Raw genomic sequence first — 18,391 nt, forward strand, 5'->3', positions numbered from 1 at the left:
TATAAGCTTACGACTGAGTATGCACCAAGGTAGCGACAACGTCTGCTGAAAGTACTATTTGTCGCAAATTGACATAAAAAGCTACACAAGTTGTCCGATCTGGCTGGCGTCGGCCCTTAACCCGTCACCGTATCCTGTTCAAATATTTCCAGCACAGTTCGGAAGCTCTCCTCGGGAGGGGCAGAGAACCGCAGGACTTCCCCGGTGGCCGGGTGTGAAAGTTCCAGCTCAGTGGCCGCTAACATCAACCGCCCATAGCCGAACCGTTCAGCAAAATACCGGTTGTGCCGGCCACGCCCGTGATTGGCATCCCCGATAATCGGATGACTAATATGCTTCATGTGCCGCCGGAGCTGATGTTTCCGGCCGGTTTCGGGCTTCAGCTCCACCAGGCTGTAACGACTGGTGGGGTAACGCTCAATAGAGACCGGCAACTCCGTGGTGGCGATGCAACGGTAGCGAGTCAGGGCCGGCCGGACGGGCTGTTCTTCTCCCTTCAATCGGCGGTCTTCGGGCTCTTCCCGGAGTGGATGATCGATCACGCCCTGTTCCGGCGTCCAGCCTCGAACCAACGCAAGGTAGGTCTTCTTGAATTCGCCCGCCATCATTGCAAGCCCCAGTACCCTCGCCGTTGCCTGATCCCTGGCGAACAAAACGATGCCAGAGGTCGGCCGGTCCAGCCGATGCACCGGATAGACATGCGCTCCGCCGTTCATAGAACGGGCGTACTGCAACGCGAATTCCGTCTCATGGCGGTCAATCGGGCTGCGATGCATAAGCAACCCGGCCGGTTTGTGAACCACCAGAAGCTGGGAATCACGATAAATTTCTGTGAGCGGGTTCATAATATAAAATGTCGGCCGATAAACCAGTCAGGCAGCCCGCCAGAGGCCGCCACGATACTCCATTATCCCTAGCATCTTACAGGACCCCGCCCATGCGCTGGTACAACAAAAGCATCCTTAACCGGATCCTTACCATCATCGTGGTCTCCAACCTTCTGATTGCGATTGTTGCAGGCATTTACTTCAACCGATCACTCTCCAGCCAGGATGAATACGAGCACCTGATCAGTGATGAGATTGTCCTGGCCCTGCAAGCGCAAGACATTCTCAGCGATTTCAAGACACAGGTTCAGGAATGGAAGAACGTCCTGATTCGCGGCGCCGACGATGCCCAGCGCGATAAATACTGGCAACGGTTCCAGAAGACCGAGTCCAGTATCCAACAACAGCTGGACCAATTGATCCCAAGAATCGCTGATCAGGAAGCCCGCGCGCTGATGGACCGGTTCAGGGCCGCCCATCAACGGATGGGCGAAGCGTACCGGACGGGATACCAGGATTTCGTGGCCTCGGGGTACGATCATACCGAGGGCGATGAAGCGGTGACCGGAATTGATCGTGAACCCGCGCAACTGATTGAGCAGGCGGCCAACAAAATTCGTGACGTGGCCGTCTCCCACTCCGGCGAATTGCGGGACAGCGCAACGGAAACCACCTGGCTGATGGGTGGCTTGCTGCTCGCTGCCATCGTGATGGGCACGCTGGCCTGTCTTGGTGTTCTGGTGACATCCGTGGTACGTCCGACCCAGGAGCTGATTGCCAAACTGAGCAGAATTGGTGAGGGCGACCTGACAGACCCGGTAACCCTGAAACGCCCGGACGAGCTGGGTCGACTGGCGGACACCGCCCGAACCCTGCACCGGTTCCTGCGGGAAACCGGCGAAATGATGCAACACAACGCGTCTCAGCTGGCCGACACCGGAGCGATGATTCGGTCCAACGCCGACGCAGTGTCCTCTCAGTCTGACAAAGCGCACCAACGCATTGACCAGATAGCTACGGCGATGAACGAGATGTCAGCCACCGCTCAGGACGTCGCACAGCACGCAAGTTCTGTTGCCAGCCAGGTGGACGAAACCGCTAACCAGACGCGACACGCCGACGAACAGATCAACCAGGCGGTTGCCAGCATGAATCGATTGACCGATCAGATCCGCAGTTCCGCGGCCACCGTTGCTGAACTGGCCAAAAGCGGCCAACAGGTCGGCGACGTCATGCGGGTAATCCGGGAAATTGCCGACCAGACCAATCTACTGGCGCTCAACGCCGCAATAGAGGCTGCCAGAGCTGGAGAAGCCGGGAGGGGTTTTGCGGTCGTTGCCGATGAGGTTCGCAACCTGGCAGCCAAAACTCAGGACGCCACCGTGGAAATAGATGAGATCATTGCCTCCATTCAGAATGGCTCCCGGGACGCCACAGAGTACATGCAGGCCTCTGAGGTGGTCGCCAAAGAGAGCAGCGAATCCGTGGATGCAGTACGAACCACACTGGCAGACATTACCCAGAGGATGATCAAGGTAAACGACGCCACAACGCAGGTGGCCACCGCCGCTGAAGAGCAGACCAGTGTCAGCGAAGACATCAACCGAAATGTCACAGAAGTGGCCGAAATATCCGAAGCCATGCACGATGCCGCAGAGCAGAACCTGCGCACGGTTCCGGAGCTCGAGGCTATGGCCCGGAAGGCCCAGGAGTTGGCTGGGCGAATCCGCTACTGATCACGCTGTGAAATGCGCCGGACCAGCCCCCTGACCCGCTGGCCGGTGCGTTCTCCCAGAACCAGCAAAGCCGGCGTCAGTAATAGAGTGAGCAGCGTCGCAAAGGCCAGGCCGCCTGCAATGGCGCTGGACAGCTGCGTCCACCACTGAGTGGATGGCGCACCTAGCCCCAATGATGGCTCCAACAGATTCACATTTACCCCCAACACCATGGGGGTAAGCCCAAGGATTGTGGTGATGGCCGTCAGCAACACCGGCCGGAAACGCAGACATCCGGTCTCCAGGGCGGCCTCGTAGGCGGCTTTGCCCTCCCGCTTCATCTGGTTGAAGGTATCGATCAGGATGATGTTGTTGTTCACCACAATACCCGCCAGCGCAATAATGCCCATGCCCACCATCACCACGCCGAAAGACTGACCGGAAAACAGCAAGCCCAGCAGCACTCCGGCGGTGGACAATACAATCGCCGACAGGATCAGAAGGGTCTGGTAAAGAGAATTGAACTGGGTCACCAGAATCAGCAACATCAGGCCAACCGCAACCAGAAAAGCGGAGGTCAGGAAGTTGGCGGCCTGCTGCTGATCCTCGTTTTCGCCGGCAAAGCGCACGCTCACCCCTTCCGGTGGCTCAGGCATCTCAGCCTGCAGGGTCCGCAGCAGCTCGTCCATTCGCCTGCCCGGCGCAATATCCGATTTGATGGTGATCGTGCGCTGGCCATCAACCCGCACGATTGAGCCGGTCTTGTCGCCTGGCTCCAGGTCCACGAATTCCGACAGCGGCACCTGACCGCGAGGGGTGTTCAGTGTCTGGCGCTCCAGGTGATCCAGCTCCCGCCAGTTGTTGGGCACCCGCACCGCAATGTCCACCTCATCGCGAACATCTTCCGGCCGGTAGGTGGCCAGCACCAGGCCATTGGTTACCAGCCGAACCGCACTGCCGATGCTCAACACATCGGTACCGAATCGAGCGGCCGCCTCACGATCCACATTCAGGCGCCACTCGATCCCGGGCAGGCTCCGGTCGTCTTCAATATCGACAAAACCACCGAGTTCGCGCATGCGGTTCTCAATGCTGTCGACATAGCCATCCAGCTGTGTGCTGTCCATACTGCTGACCTGCAGCTCGATGGGCTTGCCTTCAGCCGGGCCACCCTCCTGCTTGCGGAACTCCAGTTCAATACCGGCGATATCTGCCGTACGTTCCCGAAAGTCTTCCAGAATATCCGTGGCAGTGCGGCGGGTGTACCAGTCCGTGAACTGGAACTGCAGAACGCCGATCACATCCGGAGCCATCTGGGAGCTGGCGGTCACCATGGAGCGCGCATACAGGGCCTTTACCTCCGGCATATTCTGCAGCTGAGACTCCACTTCACGCACAATGGCATCCCGTTCCCACACCGAAAGATCGCCACGAGCCCGCACCTGAACCTGGGCCGACTCGGGCTCGACACTCGGGAAAAACTCGACACCATGGTTAAAGCGCCCATAGGCGGCGTAGATCACAACAATCACCATCAGGGTGCCGAGCAAGGTCAGGCCCGGGCGCTGCAGAAGAGCGGCCAGCACCTGTCGGTAGCCCCGCATGAAACGCCCTTCACTGGCATCCTCGTGGTGCCGGCGACCACCGCTCACGCCACCCAAAACCGGGAGGAAAACCAGCGCCATGGCCAGCGAAGCAATCAGGCAGATCAACACGGTCATCGGCAGGTATTTCATGAATTCGCCCACCACTCCGGGCCAGAACAGCAGCGGCACGAAGACCGCAAGCGTCGTCGCCGTGGAGGCAATAACCGGCCAGGCCATGCGCGAGGCTGCTTCCACCCAGGCGGCTTTGACCGGCTGCCCGTCCGACAGATTCCGGTCTGCCAGCTCAGACACCACAATGGCGCCATCCACCAGCATGCCCGCCACGAGGATCAGGCTGAACAGCACGACGATATTGAGCGTCAGGCCCATGCTCCAGATCACCAGGATGCCGGTCAGAAACGCCCCGGGGATGGTGAGCCCCACCAGCACAGCTGATCGTGGGCCCATGGCCGCGATCACCACGATGATTACCAGCACAATGGCAGTCAGCACGTTGTTGAGCAGATCCGAGAGGATATCGCGCACTTCCTCGGACTGGTCCATGATGAAGCGGATATCGAGGGTCTCCGGCAACCGGGGCCGGGCCTCATCAATCAGGGTGCGAATCTGCTCAATGGTTTCAATAATGTTGGCGCCCGAGCGCTTGGAAACTTCCAGTACCAAGGCTGGCTCCCCGTTGATGCGGGCGAAGCCGGTCGGGTCTTTGAAGGTGCGCTGCAGCATGGCCACATCACCGAAGGTAACCACAGTGTCGCCGTCTACCTTAACAGGCATCGACATCACATCTTCGATGGTTTCGATTACTCCCGGCACTTTCAGCGCCATCCGACCATTACCCGTGTCCAGTGAGCCGGCAGCCACCAGCTGGTTGTTCCGGGTAACCAGGGAGGCCAACTGATCAAAATCGATGCCGTAGCTTTCCAGCACCTGGGGATCCACCACGATCTCCAGCAGATCCTCCCGGTCGCCGCCAATTTCCACCTCCAGCACTTCGGGAATGGCTTCGATGGCATCCTGAAGTCGGCGCGCAATGGTAATCAGCTCGCGTTCCGACAGCGGACCGGACAGGCCTACCGACAACACCGGGAACAGCGACACGTTGATTTCATTGACCCGGGGTTCGTCGGCTTCCTGGGGTAGCTTGCTGCGGGCGGTATCCACCTTCTCCCGGACATCCTGCAGGGCCTTGTCCGGATCGAAACCGGCGTCGAATTCAAGCATCACCGAGGCATGGCCTTCTGAGGCGGTACCCCGCATTTCCTTGATGCCTTCCAGCGAGCGCAGCTCCTGCTCCATGGGCCGGACCAGCAGGCGCTCAGCGTCTTCCGGGCTGATGCCTTCAAGCGTCATCGAGACATAGATCATCGGGATGGTGACGTCCGGATTGGATTCCTTGGGAATCACCTGGTAGGCCGCCATACCGCCCAACAGCAGGAACAGGAACAACAACAGCGTGGTGCGGCTTCGGTCCATGGCCGCGGCAATCAAAGCTCGCATGACGGTCAGCCCCGCTGGTCTGAGGTATCAACAGGGCGCACCTGCTCACCCGGCGAGACAAATCCGGCGCCCCGGGTAATCAGGCGGATCTCCGGCGGCAAGCCGGCAACCCAGGCACCGTCGGTCGAGACGCTCAGCAGCCGCACGGTCTCAAACACCACTCGATTATCGGCATCGACATACTTCACGCCGGGCCGGCCATCGTCATCCAGCCCCAGATAAGCCGGCGATATGAAGGTGGCCTGTTGTTCCGGCAGTTGAATACTCAGGCTGGCAGAGCCGCCCGCAGCCCGCTTCAATTCAGGATTCTCCACCACCACTTCCACCGCAAAACTTCGGGTGTCCGAATTGGCAGCGCTGGCCACAAAACTGACAACGCCGGCCAGCCGGGAGCCGTCCAGCAGTTGTATATCGACGGCCTGCCCCGGTTGAACCAGCGCCGCCGATTGTTGCGGGATCTGTCCGGTGGCTTTCAGGCGGTCTATCTGTACCAGCTCAAACAGGGGCGTTCCCACCTGCACCAGACTGCCTTCGTCCACTTCGCGACGATTCACAGTGGCATCAAACGGTGCGATGGGCTTGAGGTGATTCAGCGCCAGTTCAGCCGCAGCGAGTTCTGCTCGAGCCGCGGCGAGTTCACTCTGCAGACGCAGTATTTCAGTATCGGCGGCCAGATTGCTGGAACGCAGCTTCCGGGCGGCGGCCAGATCCGCTTCCAACTTGCGAATACTGGCCTGCCAGCGCTGTACCACCGTGTCCCGACCATCCGTCGACAAGGTCGCAAGCACCGTACCCGCTTTCACCTGCTGCCCCAGCTCAACGTTCAGTTGCTCAACAGTACCAGCCACGCGGGCACTGACCTGAACCGACTGCCAGGGTTCCAGTTGGCCCTGAAGCTTCAGGGCTGGCTGATAAGCCCGCGCGCTGACCGGTGTTACCTCAACCCGGGTGACAGATACCTGTTCGGAAGCCGGCGCCTCCGGCGCCTCTTCACTGGCGACTTTTACCTCACCCGTTGCCATCCATACAACCAATAAGACGATGACCAGAAGGGATAATCCCAGGGAGCTCCATTTTGCTCTTGTCATGCACCACTCGCCGTGAACAGATTTGGTTTGAGAAAGCGAAAAAGCCGGCACCGGTTGAATTTCCGGAAATAAGCCCTTGCATCCGCCTGAAAACGTGGGTTAGATTCTACACGCATTGTTCAACTCAATTCAGAGCAGATTGTCGATTTCATGAATCTCAACGCAGTTATGGTCCTTGTGAAGCTAGTCCTGGTGGTCGTGGTACCGTCCGGGGGCTTTTGCGTGGACAAGCGGGTGAGATAGCGACAACCTGACAACGACACCAGAAACCCCCGGCACCGCAAGGTCCCGGGGGTTTCTTTTTTGCGGCAAAGAAAAAGGGAAAAACGACCATGAACGGCTCACAGCACATTCTTGCAGCGTTCCACCGCCATAACATCAGCACGGTTTTCGGGTATCCGGGTGGCTGCATCATGCCCCTGTATGACGCGCTGGTGGATGACGTGGGTGTGGAGCATGTGCTGTGCCGCCACGAACAGGCCTGTGCCCTGGCGGCAGACGGTTACGCCCGGGCCAGTGGCCAACTGGGAGTTTGTATTGCCACCTCCGGCCCCGGCGCCACCAACCTGATCACTGGCGTTGCCAATGCCTACATGGATTCCATCCCCCTGCTGGTGATCACCGGGCAGGTCCCCTCCGGATTGATTGGTACCGACGCCTTTCAGGAAACCGACATCCTTGGCATGACCCTGGGCATCGTCAAACACAGCTACCTGGTGGACGACCCCGAAGACTTGCCGGGCATTCTGGAGGACGCCATCGACCTGGCCCAGGCTGGCCGCCCCGGGCCGGTGTGGATTGATATTCCCAAAGACATTCTGTTGTCCGAGATTAAGGCTTCAGCCCCGGCCTGCACCGAGGCACCGCCAGCGGATTGCCCGGAGATCGGCCCGGCCCTGGCCATGCTGAGATCAGCCAGGCGGCCCCTGCTTTACAGCGGTGGTGGTGTGTCTCTGGCCGGAGCCGAAGACCGTTTTCGTACCTTTGCCGAAGTCTCGGGGCTGCCGGGCGTCGTTACCCTCAAAGGCATTGGCAACGCCGGCCGAAACAACCCGAATGATCTGGGCATGCTCGGCATGCACGGTTCCCGGGCGGCCAACAAGGCGGTTGACGAGTGCGACCTCCTGTTCGTGATCGGTGCCCGGCTGGATGACCGAGCCACCGGCAAGCTGGACGGGTTCGCGCCTAATGCCCGGATGATCCATATTGATGCCGATGCCGCCGAGATCAACAAACTGCGGCCGGCAGACCTGTCTCTGCGTGGTGACCTGAACGCCATTCTGGCGGCATTGACCGATGCCATTGCGGCTGAGCCACTGGCTATCGACGCCTGGCAGAAACAATGCCGCACCTGGCATACCACCGGAGGCTTTCGCGCCGCAGATAACGAGGAACCGTTGGCACCCATTACCGGCCCCGCATTCATCCGTCAGCTTTCCGGCATCACCGGCGACGACACCGTCATCGCCTGCGATGTTGGCCAGCACCAGATGTGGGTTGCCCAGTATTACCAGTTCGCCCATCCACGCCACCACCTGACCAGCGGAGGCCTGGGCACCATGGGCTTCGGGCTTCCGGCGGCCATCGGCGCCCAGTTCTCGGACCGAACGCGCACCGTCATCAACGTGACCGGTGATGGTTCGTTCATGATGAACGCTCAGGAACTGGCCACCATACGGCGCTACAACCTGCCGTTGAAGCTGATCATTCTGGACAACCAGTGCCTGGGCATGGTTCGTCAGCAACAGGAACTGTTCTACAACAACCGCGAGAGCCAGATCGATCTGGACGACAATCCGGACTTTGTCGCCATGGCCCGGGCGTTCGATATCCCGGCCCTACACATTGAGCGGACCGACCAGATCCGCCGCGGCATCGAAACCATTCTGGCGTACAACGGCCCGATGCTGCTGCACGTTGCCATCAGTCGTGAAGAGAACGTCTGGCCCATCGTCAAAGCCGGCGCCAGCAACAAGGAAATGATTGACGAACCCCGTAAAACGAACAGCCGCAAGGAGCAGGTAGCATGAAGCCGAATCATGAAAGCGCCAGTCAACGATATACCCTGAATTGCCGCATGAACCAGGAAGCGGCAGCTCTGGAGCGGCTGTGCCGGGTGGTGCGGGTGCGCGGCTTCCGGATTTCCAGGATGGCCATGGAATCAACTGGCGATACCCTCGACATTGCCCTCACGCTGGAGGGTTCCCGGCCAGTTGCTATGCTTCAATCTCAGCTGGAGAAACTGCATACCGTTGCCGGAGTTGAACTGGTCTCCGATACCATGGCACGGTCGCGATCGGCTTGAAACGACGGAGAGGGATAACGCATGACAACCGATAAACGACGCCGACACTCGGCACCGGTGGTAGACGGGATCAATAAATCCGCCAGCCGGGCTATGCTCCGGGCGGTAGGTTTTACCGACGAGGATTTCCGAAAACCTCAGATTGGCATTGCCTCCACCTGGAGCAACCTCACGCCCTGCAACATGCACATTGACGGCCTGGCCCGGGAGGCCGCCAAGGGTGCCGACGGAGCCGGGGGCAAGAGCCTGATCTTCAACACCATCACCATCTCTGATGGCATCGCCAACGGCACCGAGGGCATGAAATATTCTCTGGTGTCGCGCGAGGTGATTGCCGATTCCATTGAGACCGTGGCCGGTTGTGAGGGCTTCGACGGACTGGTCGCCATCGGTGGCTGCGACAAGAATATGCCCGGCTGCATGATGGGCCTGGCCCGGCTGAACCGGCCCTCGGTCTTCGTTTACGGCGGAACCATCATGCCCGGCGAAAACCATACCGACATCATCTCCGTGTTCGAGGCAGTGGGCGCCCATGCCCGCGGCAACATGGAGCTGATCGAAGTCAAACAGATCGAGGAAACCGCCATTCCCGGCCCAGGCTCCTGTGGCGGGATGTACACCGCCAACACCATGGCCTCCGCCATTGAGGCCATGGGCATGAGCCTGCCAGGCAGCTCCGCCCAGAACGCCGTTTCCGACAGCAAACTGGCGGATTGCGAAGCCGCAGGCGCCGCGGTGCTGAAACTGCTCGAAGCCGATATCAAGCCCTCCGACATCATGACCCGGGAAGCGTTCGAGAACGCCATCACCGTGGTGATCGCGCTGGGCGGTTCCACCAACGCCGTGCTTCACCTTCTGGGTATGGCCAGTACGGTGGGAGTGGAGCTGTCACTGGACGATTTCGTACGCATCGGCAAACAGGTACCGGTCCTGGCAGACCTTCGCCCCTCCGGCCACTACATGATGTCCGAGCTGGTGGCCATTGGTGGCATTCAACCGCTAATGAAGATGCTGCTCGACCAGGGGCTGCTGCATGGGGACTGCCTCACGGTGACCGGCAAGACCCTGGCAGAGAACCTCGAGACCGTGGTGCCCTACCCCGAAGGCCAGCAGATCATCCACGCCTTCGACAACCCGATCAAAGCCGACAGTCATCTACGCATTCTCTATGGCAACCTGGCTCCGGAAGGCTCGGTAGCGAAAATCACCGGTAAGGAAGGCACGCATTTTTCCGGTCGAGCCCGAGTGTTTCACTCTGAAGAGGAAGCCCAGGAGCGAATCCTGAATGGCACCGTGGTCGCTGGCGACGTGCTGGTGATTCGATACGAAGGCCCGAAGGGCGGGCCTGGCATGCGGGAAATGCTCAGCCCCACCTCGGCGATTATGGGCAAAGGCCTGGGCAGCGATGTAGCCTTGATTACCGACGGCCGCTTCTCCGGTGGCAGCCATGGTTTTGTGGTTGGCCACATCACACCTGAGGCCGCCGTGGGCGGGCCAATTGCGCTGGTAGAAGACGGCGACACCATTACCATTGATGCCGTGAGCAACTCGATTGTGCTGGAAATCTCTGACGCGGAAATGGAAAAACGGCGCAAAGCCTGGACGCCACCGGAACCCAGATTTACCCGGGGCGTGCTGGCCAAGTATGCCCGTGTGGTGAGTTCCGCATCTACGGGGGCCGTTACCGACTTGCCGTAGTTAGGGTTGGGCTCGCAGCCTTGATGTTATGGGGCAGGTACGGCGGGTATGGGGTATTTTTCTTCGGGAAAAAGAACTCGCTTCGCTCAGACACCTTTTTCCTGTCAGAAAAATACCCCATACCCCCCTACCGACGTGCAGAACAGATATAGCCTTTTTGAAAGACATCACTGCGTTACCCGTAGTGCCCGTCGGCGCGGGGTGGTTGGTGGGTTTTTCGCCGGAAAAAGGTGTCTGAGCGAAGCGAGTTCTTTTTCCAAGACAAATCCACCGGCCGCCCCGCAGCCAGAAGGCTAGGAACGAGGCAAACTCAAAGTCCGACGACTACCAGGCCTTATAAGGCAGAAACTTCCCGTTCATGGTAACCACCACCCGGTCGCCCTTCGGATTCTCTTCCTTCTCAATGTCCATGGTGAAGTCAATGGCACTCATGATGCCATCCCCGAACTTCTCGTGAATCAGCGCTTTCATGGTATCGCCATACACGCCTACCACTTCATACAGGCGATAGATCAGCGGGTCTTGGGGAACAGCGCCATCCCACGCTTTTTTGGGGCAGACCTGCAGAGCTTCGGCTACCGGCTTGTCGAGGCCGAGGGTTTCGCAGAGGGCGAAAGCCTTGTCCTCGGTGAGGCTGTTCATCCCGAGAGCCGCAGAGGTGGTGAACACCGGCGACAGCCCCACTGCCTCGGCAATCGCTTCCCAGGTCATGCCCTTGGCAACTTTGGCTTCAAGGATTTTTGCGGTCATCAGTTCTTTGTTCATCATGGTTGGTTCCTCTCTTCACTTTTAACGTCAGGCATTCACCGCACGAGCGGCAGTTTCGGATTCGGTTTCAGGTTCGGCCGCCGACGGTTCCGGCTGAGCGGTACCTTTGGCAGGCTCGACAACTTTCGGGCTGCCGTCTTGTTCCGGCAGGGCCGAGCCGCTTCGGTTGACCAGGAAGTCAACCAGGTAGTCCCGGGTCTTGTGGTAAGCCGGGTTCTGGAAAATGGTGGCCCGCGCCCGCGGATGCGGGATGTCCACTTTCACACTCTCGGCGATGCGAGCATTGGGGCCGTTGGACATCAGAAAGATGCGGTCGGACAGGAGAATGGCTTCATCAACATCGTGGGTGATCATGAACACGGTCTGGCGGGTTTCTTCCCAGATCTTCACCAGTTCATCCTGAATCACTCCTCGCGTAAGGGCATCCAGCGCGCCGAAGGGTTCATCCAGCAGCAGGAGTTCCGGCTGGGTAGCGAAGGCCCGGGCGATGCTCACTCGTTGGCGCATGCCGCCTGAGAGCTGTGAGGGCTTGCGGTTCATGGCGTGCTCCAGGCCCACCATTTTCAGGTAGCGCTCGCTGTGCTCCCGCACCTTTTCCTTGGACCAGCCGGGCCAACGGGCTTTCACCGCAAATACGATGTTGTTCAGGGCGGTTTTCCAGGGCAGCAGGCTGTAGTTCTGAAACACCACGCCGCGCTCCAGGCCCGGGCCCTTTACTTCCTTGCCGTTCATCACCACGTTGCCGGCGCTGGCTTCGTCCAGGCCAGCCAGCACGTTCAGGATGGTGGATTTGCCGCAGCCGGAGTGGCCGATGATGCAGACGAACTCGCCTTTCTCCAGGGCAAAGCGGATATCCTCGAAGACGGTCAGTTCACCGCCCTGGCCATCCGGATAGACTTTGGACAGGCCATCTACTTCCAGGAATGGTTTACTCATAACAGGTCTCCGTTCGGAGGGTTGAGGCCGGCATCGGCGGCCGGTGCCGGGCCGCTCATTCTTTGTACTCCACCAATTTCTGGGCCTTGCCCAGGGCGAGGTCCAGCAGCATGCCCACCACCCCGATCATCAGGATGGAGAAGATCACACTGGCCAGATCCAGGTTGTTCCACTCGTTCCACACGTAGTAGCCAATGCCGGTGCCGCCCACAAGCATTTCCGCCGCCACGATGACCAGCCAGGCAATACCGATGGAGATGCGCATGCCGGTCAGGATGGTGGGCGCGGCCGCCGGCAGAATCACGGTTAACGCGGTTTTGATCGGCCCCAGTTCGTGGGTTCTGGCCACGTTCACCCAATCCTGCCGGACATTGGCCACACCAAAGGCGGTGTTAAGCAGCATCGGCCAGATCGAGCAGATGAAGATCACGAAGATGGCCGAGGCGTCCGAGTCCTGGATGATGAACAGGGCCAGGGGCATCCAGGCCAGCGGCGAAATCGGCCGCAAAACCTGGATGTAGGGGTTCAGGGCCTTGTACATCAGCGGAGACATACCGATCAGGAACCCCAGGGGCAAGGCGATGGCCATGGCCGCCAGGTAGCCGGTAAGTACCCGGTACACCGAATAAGCGAGCTGGATGCCGATACCCTTGTCGTTGGCGCCGGCGTCGTAGAACGGATTCGACAGCTCGGCCCAAGCCAGCTTGATCACCGCTGAAGGTGGCGGTACCCGGGATTCCTGGTCGGCGCCACCCATGAGCATTTCGTATTCGCTCATTCCGGTCTGGGCTTCCGGCGGCTGGGTTGCCATTTCCCATAGCCCCAGGGCCACAATCAGGAACGACACCGACAGCAACGCCGCCCGTATGTTCAGGGAAGCCATGGTTATACCCTCCCGATGGCAAAACTGCGGGCATACTCTTCCGCGCTGTCCGGATCAAAAGTCTTGCCCATGATGGTGTGGGTCTTGTAGGTCTTGTCCGGCGCGCTGTAGCCCATCTCCTCCATGAGCTTGCCGGTTTCTCCAGCCAGGTAGACCTGCTCGGCGATGCCCTTGTAATCCACGTCGCCCTCGATGTAGCCCCAGCGCTTCATCTGGGTGAGGATCCACACACCCATGGAATGCCAGGGGAACGGATCGAAATCGATGCGATCCGGCACATTCTTCACCTCGCCCAGGCCGTCCGCGTAGTACCCGGTCAGCACCTGCTGTATTACCGGGACCGGCTGGTTCAGGTAGTTCTTGGGCGCGATGGCTTCGGAAATTTCCTTTCGGTTTTCAGGGTTGTTGGAGTATTGGGTGGCATCAATGATGGCGCGCAGCAGGGCTCCATAGGTATTCGGATTCTGAGTCGCAAACTGCTGGCTGCAGGCGAAGGCGCAGCAGGGGTGGCCTTCCCAGATATCCTTGGTAAGCATGTGAATGAAGCCCACCTTCTCCCACACGGCACGCTGGTTGAACGGGTCCGGTGACAGGTAGCCATCGAGGTTACCGGCACGCAGGTTGGCCACCATCTCGGGTGGCGGAACCACTCGGATCTGCACGTCCTTGTCCGGGTCGATACCGTTCTCGGCCAGGTAGTAACGCAGCAGGAAGTTGTGCATGGAGTATTCGAACGGCACGCCGAACTTGAAGCCCTTCCACTGCTTGGGATCGCGTTTGTCCTTGTGGTCCACGTGCAGCACGATGGCCTGGCCGTTGATGTTCTCCACCGCCGGCATGATGAACGGTTCCGGTGTGGAACCGGCACCCATGGTCATGGCCAGGGGCATTGGGGTGAGCATATGGGACGCGTCGTATTCACCGGCCAGGGACTTGTCCCGGGCCACCGCCCAGCCCGCGGTCTTGGTCACGGTCACGTCCAGGCCGTAGCGCTCATAGAAGCCCATGGGGTGAGCCATGATGATCGGCGTGGCGCAGGTAATGGGTACAAAGCCGACGTTCAGTTTGGTCTTCTCAAGCTTGCCGAGGGATTCCTTAACCGCAGCCTTGGCCTTGTCCATGGGGAACACGCTGCCCAGCAGCGCGGCGGCGGTGCCCGCACCCATCATTTTCATGAAGCTGCGGCGGCTGTGGTCGTTGTGGCCGAATACGGAGCGGACAACGGCGCTCTCGATGGCTCGGTCCATCATCTCTTCTGAATTCAGTGGCGCCTCCGATGCATCCTGCCTGCTGACGGAAGATTTTAGGTCCAGCGAAATTGCCGGGGCGTCCTGGCCGGGCTTACAGTCCGGGCAGCCACAGGTTTTGGCGTGGATCAGCGATTTGTCTCCATCAAACGGATTACCAAGGCTCTTTGTCGTCATGGGGCACTCTCCTGAAGTACGGGTCGTTTATGCACTCTTGCGGTGCAGTAAAGTGGTGGCTCGGCTCCCGGAGAGAATCTGCTCCCGGGCCGACAACACGTTCTGGAGGAGATATCGCAGGGTTTGTGCCAACCCCAAAAAAATATTTAACACCTTGTTTTATATTGCTTTTATTTTTCTTCGGTGCTTCCTGCCAATTACGAACTTTCGTAATTAACGATATTTCGTAGCCTCCACTACGAAATTTCAGAGTTGGCACAAGGTTTGTTCTGTCTCTGTCAGGCCAGAGAAAGGACAACCCGATGACAATCAAAGCCGCGATAACATCCACCAGTACCACCAGCTGGATTGACCACCTGCCGGAGGCGGCGCTGCTGGTGGATGCCGGGCGCGATCTCATCATCGCTGCCAACAGCGCCATGGGGCGGCTGGCCGGAACCGACAGACAGTCTCTGATTGGTACTCCCTGTACCCACCTGTTCACCGACCAGCGGCCTCAGCTCATCGCCTTTACCGAGGAAACCCTGTTTCGCAGTCATGGCTGGAGCCGGGATTTCATCCTGCAGCATCGGGATGGGCGCAACGTGGAGCTGGAGATTTCTTCCTCACGGGTGGGTGAAGCCGAATCCCAGAGCCTCCTGCTACTGCTTCGGGACCGGCGCCAGCTGCGCACCTTGCGGGAACGACACGACGCCAACCACTACCACCGGGGTGGCCTGCTGGAATGGCGGCGGGTAGAAGAACTGTTCAAGGACATGGAGCGGGAAAACCAGTTGATCCTGCACGCGGTGGGCGAAGGCATTTACGGGGTGGATGCCGAGGGACGGACGACCTTTGCCAACCCGGCAGCGGAACGCATGCTGGGCTGGCGCATTGACGAGCTGATGGGAAGGGTGATTCACCGGGTGGTGCACCACTCCCACGAAGACGGTAGCATCTTCCCACTGAAAGAATGCCCTATCTATGCCGCGTTTCGGGATGCCAGTGTAAAACGGGTTGGCGAGGACTGGTTCTGGCGCAAGGATGGCACCGGCTTTCCGGTGGAATACACCAGCACGCCCATTATAGACAATGGCCACCCGGTTGGTGCCGTGGTGGTGTTTCGCGATATCTCTGCCCGGCTTGAGACTCAGAAGGAATTGCAAAAAGCACTGGAGGAAGTGGAAACCCTGAAACACCGTCTGGAAATGGAAAACGCCTACCTTCAGGAAGAACTCAGTGCGGAATACCACTTTCACGAAATTTTAGGCCAGAGCGATGCTATCAAAGCCATCGTGCGCAGAATCGGAATGGTCGCCCCAACCGATGCCAACGTGTTGATCACCGGGGAATCCGGTACCGGCAAGGAACTCATTGCCCGGGCCATTCATCAGTCAAGCAGCCGGAGGGATCGCCCCCTGATCCGGGTAAACTGCGCAGCGATTCCCAAGGATCTGTTTGAGAGTGAGTTCTTTGGCCATGTAAAGGGTGCCTTTACCGGAGCCGTCAGTGACCGGGTTGGTCGCTTCGAGCTCGCCGATGGGGGTACCCTTTTTCTGGATGAAGTGGGCGAGATCCCACTGGAGCTCCAGGGCAAGCTGCTGCGGGTCTTGCAGGATCAACAGTTCGAACGCGTGGGGGAAAACCACACCCGAGCCGTGGACGTTCGTGTCATTGCCGCCACCAACCGCGACCTGAAAACCGAGGTCCGGGACAAGAACTTCCGGGAGGATCTGTACTTTCGCCTGAATGTGTTCCCTATTGAGTCGGTGCCGTTGCGCCGACGTATCGAGGACATTCCCATTCTCGCCCAGGAGTTTCTGAACCGGGCGTGCCAGAAATTCAACCGGCCACCGCTGGCACTCCGGGAGCGGGACGTGGAAACGCTCAAAGCTTACCCGTGGCCAGGCAATGTTCGGGAGCTGGAAAACGTTATTGAACGTCAGGTGATCACAGCCGATGGCCGGCTGGATCTGGACCTGCAGGGTCCGGATTCTGTCGCCAGACACACGCTGGAACCCATGCCGCCAGCCAGACATTTCGACGGTGAACTGATGACAGAGCACGAACTCAGGGAGCTTGAGACAAACAACCTGAGACGAGCCCTGAAAATCAGTGGCGGCCGGGTGTTCGGCGACGATGGCGCCGCCGCGCTGCTGGGTGTCAAACCGACCACCCTGTCCTCACGCCTGAAAAAGTTGAAGATCGAACCGCGACAATTTCAGGAAAGGGATCTTTAACCCTGCTAACCCGCCAGAGTATCTCGGCGCGGGGTGGCCGGTAGATTTTTCGCCGGAAAAAGGTGTCTGAGCGAAGCGAGTTCTTTTTCCAAGACAAATCCACCGGCCACCCCGCAAGCCCGCCCCAAAACCGGAAGGCTACGAGAAACAGTAAACCAAATCAGATCAGTTCAATAGCCACAGCCGTGGCTTCACCACCACCGATGCAGAGCGAGGCTACACCACGCTTAAGCCCACGCTGTTTCAGCGCATTGATCAGGGTGACGATGATCCGGGAGCCGGAGGAACCAATCGGATGCCCCAGTGCACAGGCACCGCCGTGCACGTTGACCTTCTCCGCAGGAAGCTTCAGCTCATTGATCGCGGCCAGGGTGACCACGGCAAAGGCTTCGTTGATCTCGAACAGATCCACATCATCCACACTCCAGCCTGCTTTCTTCAGCACCTTTTCGATGGAACCGATAGGCGCGAGGGTGAATTCAGCCGGTAAACGGGCGTGAGTCGCATGCGCCACGATGCGGGCCTGCGGGGTCAGGCCCCGGGCATCGGCTTCGGCAGCGGAGGCCAGTACCAGCGCGGAAGCTCCATCACTGATGGAGCTGGAGGTGGCGGCGGTGACAGAACCGTCCCTGGCGAACGCGGGTTTGAGATGTGGAATTTTCTCCGGTTTGGCGTTGCCCGGCTGTTCATCGGTATCCACTTCGGTGTCACCGCCCCGGCCCGGGACCGTTACCGATACGATTTCGTCCCGGAACCAGCCGTTTTCGATGGCCGCCAGGGATTTCTGCAGGGAGCCGATGGCGAATTCATCCATGGCCTGGCGGGTGATGTCGAATTTGTCAGCCGTGCGCTGCGCGAAGACGCCCATCAGCCCACCCTCGTAGGCATCCTCCAGACCGTCCAGGAACATGCTGTCGAGTACCTGGCCATGGCCCATGCGCATGCCGGCACGGGCTTTCGGCAACAGGTACGGTGCCTGGCTCATGTTTTCCATGCCGCCGGCGATCATGATGTTATTGGTGCCAGCTTTGATCTGGTCGTGGGCCATGATGACGGCCTGCATGCCGGAGCCGCACATTTTGTTGATGGTGGTGCAGCCGGAGCTGTCCGGGATGCCAGAGGCCCTCGAGGCCTGACGCGCCGGCGCCTGGCCCAAGCCGCCGGGCAATACGCAGCCCATGACCACTTCCTGGATGTCTGCCGGCTGAAGGCCAGAGCCCTCAATGGCGGCCTTTATGGCGACGGCGCCCAGGTCCGGTGAACGTACCGAGCTCAGGGAGCCCATCATTCCGCCCATGGGGGTTCGGGCGGAGCCTGCTATAACGATGTCATTGTTGTTCATTGAATCTGGTCTCCATGTTGGGAGTCAGGTTCGATCAGGGGGATACCTTTCCGAGACACGCTGTGAATACATCCCTGTACGC

The 18,391-nt window shown here is 59.4% G+C and carries 13 protein-coding genes; 5 read left to right on the plus strand and 8 right to left on the minus strand.

Going from position 1 to position 18,391, the window contains the following annotated elements; genetic code table 11:
- Positions 1-116: 116 nt before the first annotated feature.
- A complete protein-coding gene (locus Q674_RS34360) occupies positions 117-845 on the minus strand; it encodes a pseudouridine synthase (RefSeq protein ID WP_023009346.1) in 729 nt (242 codons plus the stop codon).
- A gap of 92 nt (positions 846-937) precedes the next feature.
- Between Q674_RS34360 and Q674_RS34365 the strand changes: the two genes are divergently transcribed.
- Entirely contained in the window at positions 938-2,563 is a 1,626-nt protein-coding gene (locus Q674_RS34365; RefSeq protein ID WP_023009347.1) for a methyl-accepting chemotaxis protein, read from the plus strand.
- Here the strand turns inward: Q674_RS34365 and Q674_RS34370 are convergent.
- Both Q674_RS34370 and Q674_RS34375 read right to left on the minus strand, forming a co-directional pair.
- A complete protein-coding gene (locus Q674_RS34370) occupies positions 2,557-5,646 on the minus strand; it encodes an efflux RND transporter permease subunit (protein WP_023009348.1) in 3,090 nt (1,029 codons plus the stop codon). The genes Q674_RS34365 and Q674_RS34370 overlap by 7 nt on opposite strands.
- A 5-nt stretch (positions 5,647-5,651) precedes the next feature.
- Positions 5,652-6,734, minus strand: coding sequence for an efflux RND transporter periplasmic adaptor subunit (locus Q674_RS34375; RefSeq protein ID WP_031210255.1), 1,083 nt, complete (start codon positions 6,732-6,734; stop codon positions 5,652-5,654).
- A 332-nt stretch (positions 6,735-7,066) separates the two neighbouring features.
- On the opposite strand from Q674_RS34375, the gene ilvG reads away from it, so the two are divergent.
- The 3 genes from ilvG to ilvD are packed head-to-tail and all read left to right on the plus strand — an operon-like array spanning position 7,067 to position 10,737.
- Positions 7,067-8,764, plus strand: coding sequence for an acetolactate synthase 2 catalytic subunit (gene ilvG, locus Q674_RS34380; protein WP_023009350.1), 1,698 nt, complete (start codon positions 7,067-7,069; stop codon positions 8,762-8,764).
- Entirely contained in the window at positions 8,761-9,039 is a 279-nt protein-coding gene (locus tag Q674_RS34385) for an ACT domain-containing protein (RefSeq protein WP_011785586.1), read from the plus strand. Before ilvG ends, Q674_RS34385 begins: the two co-directional genes overlap by 4 nt.
- Positions 9,040-9,060: 21 nt before the next feature.
- The gene (ilvD, locus tag Q674_RS34390; protein WP_023009351.1) at positions 9,061-10,737 is read left to right on the plus strand and encodes a dihydroxy-acid dehydratase; all 1,677 of its coding nucleotides are present in this window, start codon (positions 9,061-9,063) and stop codon (positions 10,735-10,737) included.
- A 324-nt stretch (positions 10,738-11,061) separates the two neighbouring features.
- Here the strand turns inward: ilvD and cynS are convergent, their stop codons facing one another.
- From cynS to Q674_RS34410, 4 genes are read right to left on the minus strand one after another with little or no spacing between them, the layout of a single operon-like run.
- The gene (cynS, locus tag Q674_RS34395) at positions 11,062-11,505 is read right to left on the minus strand and encodes a cyanase (RefSeq protein ID WP_014420938.1); all 444 of its coding nucleotides are present in this window, start codon (positions 11,503-11,505) and stop codon (positions 11,062-11,064) included.
- A gap of 27 nt (positions 11,506-11,532) precedes the next feature.
- Complete coding sequence (locus Q674_RS34400; protein ID WP_023009352.1) at positions 11,533-12,441, minus strand: ABC transporter ATP-binding protein; 909 nt, start codon at positions 12,439-12,441, stop codon at positions 11,533-11,535.
- A 55-nt stretch (positions 12,442-12,496) separates the two neighbouring features.
- Entirely contained in the window at positions 12,497-13,324 is an 828-nt protein-coding gene (gene ntrB, locus Q674_RS34405) for a nitrate ABC transporter permease (protein ID WP_014420936.1), read from the minus strand.
- Between the two features lie 2 nt (positions 13,325-13,326).
- Positions 13,327-14,748 (minus strand): ABC transporter substrate-binding protein, encoded by a 1,422-nt coding sequence (locus tag Q674_RS34410; RefSeq protein WP_014420935.1) that lies wholly within the window; start codon positions 14,746-14,748, stop codon positions 13,327-13,329.
- Between the two features lie 302 nt (positions 14,749-15,050).
- On the opposite strand from Q674_RS34410, the gene Q674_RS34415 reads away from it, so the two are divergent.
- On the plus strand, positions 15,051-16,967 hold the full coding sequence (locus tag Q674_RS34415) for a sigma 54-interacting transcriptional regulator (RefSeq protein WP_023009353.1): 1,917 nt from the start codon (positions 15,051-15,053) through the stop codon (positions 16,965-16,967).
- Between the two features lie 160 nt (positions 16,968-17,127).
- Here Q674_RS34415 and Q674_RS34420 read toward each other — a convergent pair whose 3' ends face one another.
- Complete coding sequence (locus Q674_RS34420) at positions 17,128-18,309, minus strand: acetyl-CoA C-acyltransferase (protein WP_023009354.1); 1,182 nt, start codon at positions 18,307-18,309, stop codon at positions 17,128-17,130.
- Positions 18,310-18,391: the final 82 nt, after the last annotated feature.

This window comes from Marinobacter sp. EVN1 (assembly GCF_000475375.1).
Lineage (GTDB): Bacteria > Pseudomonadota > Gammaproteobacteria > Pseudomonadales > Oleiphilaceae > Marinobacter > Marinobacter nauticus.